The sequence below is a fragment of the Pseudomonas psychrophila genome (genome assembly GCF_001043005.1).
GTDB lineage: Bacteria > Pseudomonadota > Gammaproteobacteria > Pseudomonadales > Pseudomonadaceae > Aquipseudomonas > Aquipseudomonas psychrophila.
Window position 1 is genome coordinate 1 of sequence record NZ_JYKZ01000092.1, and the last position, 562, is coordinate 562.

Annotated in this window: 1 pseudogene; it reads left to right on the plus strand. The window is 57.7% G+C overall.

Annotated elements, in window-relative coordinates:
- A pseudogene (locus TU76_RS24235) lies at positions 1 to 562 on the plus strand (polyphosphate kinase 1); the annotation flags it as partial.

Here is a 562-nt window from a genome sequence, read left to right on the forward strand (position 1 = left end):
CCGCGAGGCCGGCGAAATTGTGCGTTACGCTCACTTGGGTACCGGTAACTATCACGCCGGCAACGCCAAGCTTTATACCGACTACAGCTTGCTGACCTCGGATGATGCATTGTGTGAGGACGTAGGCAAACTGTTCAGCCAGTTGATCGGCATGGGCAAAACGTTGCGCATGAAAAAGCTGCTGCATGCGCCGTTTACCCTGAAGAAAGGCATGCTCGACATGATTGCCCGCGAAACCCAGTTCGCGTCTGAGGGCAAGCCGGCGCACATCATCGCCAAGTTCAACTCCCTGACCGACCCGAAGATTATTCGCGCCCTGTACAAGGCCAGCCAGTCCGGAGTCCGTATCGACCTGGTGGTACGTGGGATGTGCTGTTTGCGTCCGGGCATTCCCGGGGTTTCGCACAATATTCATGTGCGCTCGATCATTGGCCGCTTTCTGGAGCACACGCGGGTCTTCTACTTCCTCAATGGCGGCGAAGAGCAGATGTTCCTGTCGAGCGCGGACTGGATGGAGCGCAACCTCGATAAGCGCGTCGAGACGTGCTTCCCGGTCGAAGGC